This is a genomic window from Maribacter polysaccharolyticus, from assembly GCF_028882255.1.
Lineage (GTDB): Bacteria > Bacteroidota > Bacteroidia > Flavobacteriales > Flavobacteriaceae > Maribacter_A > Maribacter_A polysaccharolyticus.
The window spans coordinates 21,801-28,070 of sequence record NZ_JARBUY010000010.1; the positions used below are offsets into that span (position 1 = coordinate 21,801).

Below are 6,270 nucleotides of genomic sequence, written 5' to 3' on the forward strand. Positions count from 1 at the left end.
ATTGAATTATAATACCTATCTTTATTTAGATTAAATCTTAATAGTGTTTGTGTTGCAAAACTAGGATAGGTTTTTAAGAAGGGGTAACGCAAAAGGAAATTTTAATTACGTAAAAGGAAGTAATGGAACTACGATTGAAAAAGGATGGAAATGAACATTATTTACATAAAACTATCAAAGGGGAACAGTTATTCAGTAATGCCCATATCCGCAATTCCGTTCGATTCGAAACGATTGAAATAGACCGGAAGGAGGGGGAGGCAACTGTAAGCGGACCGACTTTTTCCAATAAAGTAAGGCCCGTAGGGAAAAACCTTGAAATGTGTGTTTCAAGTAATTGTCCCATATTGAAACTACATTTTTCCCTACAAGGGGCGTATCGTCATGAAACGTTGGAAAACAAGGGTTTTTCCATCCATATTCCAGAGAGTCACTGCAATTTGTATTATGTACCGAGTTTGAAAGGCAAGGATATATTTTACGATAAAAAAACCAAAATCTTTGAAATCTATGTGGCACAAGACTCCATTGATCAGCTGTTATTCGGTGAATTTAAGGAAGTGTTTGCAGACCTCCATGGTGCCATCGACAATTTAAAACCCTTTGTATTATGGGAAAAGAGCAGGCCCATACCGGCGAATATCATGGGCAAGATAAATGAGATCGTACAATGCCCCTATACAAATCAAGTGAGGAAATGTTATTTGGAAAGCAAACTTGCGGTCCTCTTGATCGATTTATTATTAGGCAAGCACACTGCCAAGGCTCTGGCCAGTGGGGCAGACATTCCAAAAGCGGACTATCGGGCGTTGGAAAAGGTAGAAGGGTTCATTAGGAAAAATCTGAAGAAGCCGCTTAACATTTTGGAGTTGGCGAAAATAGCCGGATTCAATGCGACCAAACTCAAAAGGGATTTTAAAAAGGTATATGGCATCCCTGTATTTAAATATATTACCACCCTTCGCATGGAAGAAGCAAAAAAGATGATTGTGGAAGAGGAGGTCTCCATAGCACATGCGGCATATGAAGTAGGGTATGCCAATCCACAACATTTTACGGCTGCATTTAAAAGGACTATGGGGTATTTGCCCAGTAGCCTTAAACGGGGGATTTACATGGTGGGTTACCTGTTTATCGATTTGCCCTTAAGTTATTGGGGATGACCTAGCAGCAAAAGATCTAGGGGGACTATTTTGATCGGGTGGCCGTTACGAGTTTTTCCAAGATTTGTTCTACGCCAAAATCATCGTTGCTTCCCGTCTGGAATTTCGCTGCTTTTTTGACATTCGGATGGGCATTGGCCATGGCAAAACTATATTCTGCCTTTGCCAACATTTCCAGATCGTTGTTATAATCCCCGAAAACCATGGTTTCGGCCGGGGTAATGGCGTATAGTTCTTGAAGTTTTTCAAGGGCAAACCCCTTATTGGCATCAGGACTTGATATGTCTACCCAATTGGGCCCCGATACCTTGACCTTTAAATCGCCTTCCAAATGTTTCACTGCAGGATATATGTACTTTTCCGAACTCTCAAAATGGTAAATGGCGATCTTCATGATATCCGCATCGACCGTCGATAGATCCCCAACCACCTCGAAGGCCGAGTAATATTGTTTCAATAAATCGGCAAATGAATCGGAATTACCCGTTAAATAAGCGTTTTGTTTGCCACAAAGTACCGGGTGTATATGGTCCAGGGAATTGAGTATCCCTAGAATGGTTTTTTGGTTCTCTTTTGGGAGCAATGTGGCGAGTAACTCCTCTTCCTTACGGCGCACATAGCCTCCATTTTCCGCTACAAAAACAATATCATCCTTGATGGTATGCAATTTATCAAGAATACTGTTGTATTGTCGTCCGCTTGCAGCGACGAAAAGAATACCGCGTTTTTTCAATTCTTGGAACAATTCAAAAAAACGGGTACTCACCTCGTGGTCGGAATTCAGTAAGGTGCCATCCATATCGGAAACCACCATTTTTATTTGGGATAGATCCATGTGTTTTAAATAAGGTGCAAAGGTATTTCTTACGGTTAAATAATAAGAATATTATGTATAAAGTTTATATTAACAACGAAAATACTTTTATCGCGTATCCATGAAATGTTACCAGGAAGAAATACGATTAAGACCTTTTGATCGGGGATATCATCTTATTACGCAAGAGGTCGTTCGGGCTATGCCGAACATTAAGGACATCAAACAAGGGATGTTCCAGGTGTTCGTCCAACATACCTCTGCGAGTTTGACCATCAACGAGAATGCGGATCCTTCGGTTCGGCACGATTTTGAGCGCCATATGAATGTCATGGTTCCTGAGCATGCCCCTTATTACGAACACATCTATGAAGGGCCCGATGATATGCCTGCCCATATTAAAAGTTCTTTAATGGGTGCATCGGTGCAAATACCGATAACCAACGGCCGTTTGAACCTTGGAATGTGGCAGGGGATCTATTTATGTGAGCACCGCGACAATGCTTCCGGTAGAAATTTGGTGATTACCGCTTTCGGTGTTTAGTGTAGTTGGAAATGGAGGGCGCAGGATATGCGAATGTGATACTCCTCTTTTCAATTAAAGGAATAAAAAAATCCGACTCGTTAAAGTCGGATTTTTAAGTGGGATATCATGTTTTTATTTATTTTACTTTCTCTACAATGGCCTTGAAGGCATCTGGGTGGTTCATGGCCAAATCGGCTAATACCTTACGGTTTAACTCTATGTTATTGGCTTTTACCTTACCCATGAATTGAGAGTAAGACATTCCGTGTAATCTTGCACCTGCATTGATACGGGTGATCCAAAGGGCACGGAAGGTTCTTTTTTTGTTTCTACGGTCTCTATAAGCATATAACATTGCTTTTTCAACCGCGTTCTTGGCTACTGTCCAAACGTTTTTACGTCTTCCAAAGTAACCTTTGGCTTGCTTCATCACTTTTTTTCGTCTTGCTCTTGAAGCTACTGCATTTACTGATCTTGGCATTTTTTTATTTTTTTTTGTAGTAGGCGTTCTGTATTTGTTTCAGAATCTTTTATGGCCTTACTCCAGGGTTAATGATTAATTACCGAAAGAAAATTACTTTAAACGTAATTGTTCTTTAATACTGTTAACGTCATGGTCATGCACAAGTGCAGAATGGGTTAACGCAAGTTTACGCTTTTTCGATTTCTTTGTAAGAATGTGGCTCTTAAAAGCGTGCTTTCTTTTGATCTTACCGGAACCCGTTAGCTTAAAACGCTTTTTGGCACTGGATTTTGTCTTTTGTTTAGGCATTTTTTCCTATTTATATTAATATCCCACTTATTTATGCTGAACAAGCCCCTATAAGGGCTTGGTACAGTATCCTTTAAAGACCCCCGAGGGGATTCCTTATTTTTTTGTCTTAGGCGCGATGAACATCGTCATCCGCTTTCCTTCCAATTTCGGCATTTGTTCTACCTTACCCAGTTCTTCCAATTCGGAGGCAAGGCGTAACAACAAAATTTCACCTTGGTCTTTATACACTATAGACCGTCCTTTGAAGAAAACATAAGCCTTTAATTTTGCCCCTTCTTTCAGGAACTTTTCGGCATGTTTCTTTTTGAACTCGTAATCGTGATCATCGGTATTCGGACCAAACCGAATCTCTTTGACCACAACCTTGGAAGCTTTCGCTTTCATCACTTTCTCCCGTTTCTTTTGCTCGTAGAGAAATTTCTTGTAATCTATAATCTTACAAACAGGTGGTTCCGCCTTAGGTGAAATTTCCACCAAGTCCAAACCTAACTCTTCTGCTTTGGCCATTGCCTGAGGCAACGTGTAAACACCCACTTCAACATTGTCACCCACCAAACGAACGTTGGGTGAAATGATTCTTTCATTGATCTTATGAGGGTTTTTGTTTTCCCTCCGAGGTTGGGGCCTAAATCTTTTTCGTATTGCTATGACTGAGTAATTTTAATTAAACTTCAATTTTTTAAAACGACTTTAAGGTACTATTTATTTCCTTAGTGACCAAGTCAACGAAATCCTTTACACTTATGGAACCTAAATCTTCACCTCCGTGTCTACGGATCGCAATGGTATTATGTTCTTCCTCACTTTCCCCTACAATCAACATAAATGGTGTTTTACCCATTTCAGCCTCCCGTATTTTCTTTCCTACAGTTTCGTTTCTGTTATCAATGAGGGCGCGAATTTCGTTATTTTCCAAGGAATTTAAAACTTTTTCCGCATATTTTTCATGTTTCTCGCTTACAGGCAGTATCACGGCCTGTTCCGGAATCAACCATAATGGGAAATTTCCCCCGGTATGTTCCAATAATAGGGCAATGAACCGTTCCATACTTCCAAAAGGTGCGCGATGTATCATAACCGGCCTGTGCAGCTCATTGTCACTGCCTTTATAGGTAAGGTCAAAACGTTCCGGTAGGTTGTAATCCACTTGTATGGTACCCAATTGCCAGTTTCTTCCCAAGGCGTCCTTTACCATGAAATCCAATTTTGGACCATAAAAAGCGGCTTCCCCACTTTCGATGATGAAATCCAATTCTTTTTCCTTGGCCGCATTGATGATGGCATTTTCCGCTTTCTCCCAATTTTCGACAGAACCTATATATTTATCGGGGTTGTCCAAATCCCTTACAGAGACCTGGGCCTTGAAATTGTCAAAGCCTAATGAGCCCAATACATATAAGGATAGGTCGATCACCTTCTTGAACTCTTCATCCAACTGATCTGGGGTACAGAAAATATGGGCGTCATCCTGGGTAAATCCACGTACCCTTGTCAGGCCATGGAGTTCCCCACTTTGTTCATATCTATATACGGTGCCGAATTCAGCATATCGTTTAGGTAATTCCCGATAACTGAAAGGACGGCTATTGTAAATTTCGCAATGGTGCGGACAGTTCATGGGTTTCAATAGAAACTCCTCATCTTCCTTAGGGGTATGAATGGGTTGAAAACTATCTTCCCCATACTTTGCATAATGTCCTGAGGTAACATAAAGTTCCTTTTGGCCGATATGTGGGGTTACCACCATTTCATAACCCGCTTTTTTCTGGGCTTTTTTCAGGAAATCTTCCAGTCGTTCACGAAGGGCGGCACCTTTGGGCAACCATAAAGGTAATCCTTGTCCCACTTTTTGTGAAAAAGTGAATAGTTCCAATTCCTTGCCCAGTTTTCGATGGTCCCTTTGTTTCGCCTCTTCCAAGAGCTGTAGGTATTCGGTAAGCTCTTTTTGTTTGGGAAAGGAAATGCCGTAAACCCGGGTAAGTTGTTTTTTGTTTTCGTCACCACGCCAATAGGCACCGGCAACGCTCAATATCTTTATGGCCTTTACGATGCCGGTATTGGGGATGTGGCCCCCTCGGCATAAATCGGTAAAGGTATCGTGGTCGCAAAAGGTAATGGTGCCGTCCTCCAGGTTTTCAATAAGCTCAACCTTGAATTCGTTCCCTTGCGATCGGTATTTCTCCAAAGCCTCTGCCTTTGATACGGGATGCATTTTAAAGTCGTGTTTGCCCCTTGCGATTTCCAAGGCTCTTTTTTCAATGGCAGGAAAATCTTTTTCCGAAACGGATTGCGCTCCAAAATCCACATCATAATAGAATCCGTTTTCAATAGCGGGTCCTATGGTTAGTTTTGCTCCAGGGAACAATTCTTCCAAGGCCTGGGCAACTATATGGGAAGAAGAATGCCAAAAGGCCTTTTTTCCCTCATCGTCATTCCATGTATATAAGGTAAGGGCCCCATCATCGTTCAAGGGGGTAACCGTTTCAACAATGGTATCGTTGAATTTGGCTGAAATAACATTGCGTGCCAATCCTTCGCTTATGCTCTTGGCAATATCCATAGGAGTGCTGCCTTTGCTATACTCCTTAATGGTTCCATCTGGTAAAGTGATTTTGATCATGCTTCTTTTATGACAATAAGGGTACAAAGATAGTGTCTTGTATTCATGCAGGCAATATATATAGGTATGTTTTTGGGGCGTTACCCATTGCTGTTTGTAAAGCAATGGGTCGGGCCATCCATTATATCCCTTACTGCGTTCGGGGATGCCATTGCTGTCCCTAACGCAAATAAATAACCGACAGTTCTTGCGTGTTTCAAAAGAATGTATTAGATTTAATACCCTTTTTAAAAATTTCTTTAGCCTCTAAGTTATTCGGAAGTAAGGGGTTATGAAGTTTTTGGGGATTTTTTCCAAAAACCTTTCAAAAAAGTATTGTTGAACTGGAAAATGGTTGTAGATTTGCAGCCCGAAACGATTCAGGTCGTTGGG

7 protein-coding genes are annotated in these 6,270 nt (G+C 41.2%); 2 read left to right on the forward strand and 5 right to left on the reverse strand.

Annotation, left to right across the window (positions count from 1 at the left end; all coding sequences use genetic code 11):
* The first annotated feature begins 122 nt into the window (after positions 1-122).
* Positions 123-1,163 carry a helix-turn-helix domain-containing protein gene (locus PHU20_RS19795; RefSeq protein WP_274827144.1) on the forward strand — a complete coding sequence of 347 codons (1,041 nt, stop codon included), beginning with the start codon at positions 123-125 and terminating at the stop codon, positions 1,161-1,163.
* Positions 1,164-1,188: 25 nt separating this feature from the next.
* Here the strand turns inward: PHU20_RS19795 and PHU20_RS19800 are convergent, their stop codons facing one another.
* A complete protein-coding gene (locus tag PHU20_RS19800; RefSeq protein ID WP_274827145.1) occupies positions 1,189-1,998 on the reverse strand; it encodes an HAD family hydrolase in 810 nt (269 codons plus the stop codon).
* 100 nt (positions 1,999-2,098) lie between these two features.
* On the opposite strand from PHU20_RS19800, the gene PHU20_RS19805 reads away from it, so the two are divergent.
* A complete protein-coding gene (locus PHU20_RS19805) occupies positions 2,099-2,521 on the forward strand; it encodes a secondary thiamine-phosphate synthase enzyme YjbQ (RefSeq protein WP_274827146.1) in 423 nt (140 codons plus the stop codon).
* A 118-nt stretch (positions 2,522-2,639) separates the two neighbouring features.
* Here the strand turns inward: PHU20_RS19805 and rplT are convergent, their stop codons facing one another.
* The 4 genes from rplT to thrS form a co-directional block, all read right to left on the reverse strand.
* On the reverse strand, positions 2,640-2,984 hold the full coding sequence (gene rplT, locus PHU20_RS19810) for a 50S ribosomal protein L20 (protein WP_274827147.1): 345 nt from the start codon (positions 2,982-2,984) through the stop codon (positions 2,640-2,642).
* 93 nt (positions 2,985-3,077) lie between these two features.
* On the reverse strand, positions 3,078-3,275 hold the full coding sequence (gene rpmI / locus PHU20_RS19815) for a 50S ribosomal protein L35 (RefSeq protein WP_154366586.1): 198 nt from the start codon (positions 3,273-3,275) through the stop codon (positions 3,078-3,080).
* A 96-nt stretch (positions 3,276-3,371) separates the two neighbouring features.
* A complete protein-coding gene (gene infC / locus PHU20_RS19820; protein WP_274827150.1) occupies positions 3,372-3,920 on the reverse strand; it encodes a translation initiation factor IF-3 in 549 nt (182 codons plus the stop codon).
* A 37-nt stretch (positions 3,921-3,957) separates the two neighbouring features.
* Positions 3,958-5,898 (reverse strand): threonine--tRNA ligase, encoded by a 1,941-nt coding sequence (thrS, locus tag PHU20_RS19825; protein WP_274827148.1) that lies wholly within the window; start codon positions 5,896-5,898, stop codon positions 3,958-3,960.
* Positions 5,899-6,270: the final 372 nt, after the last annotated feature.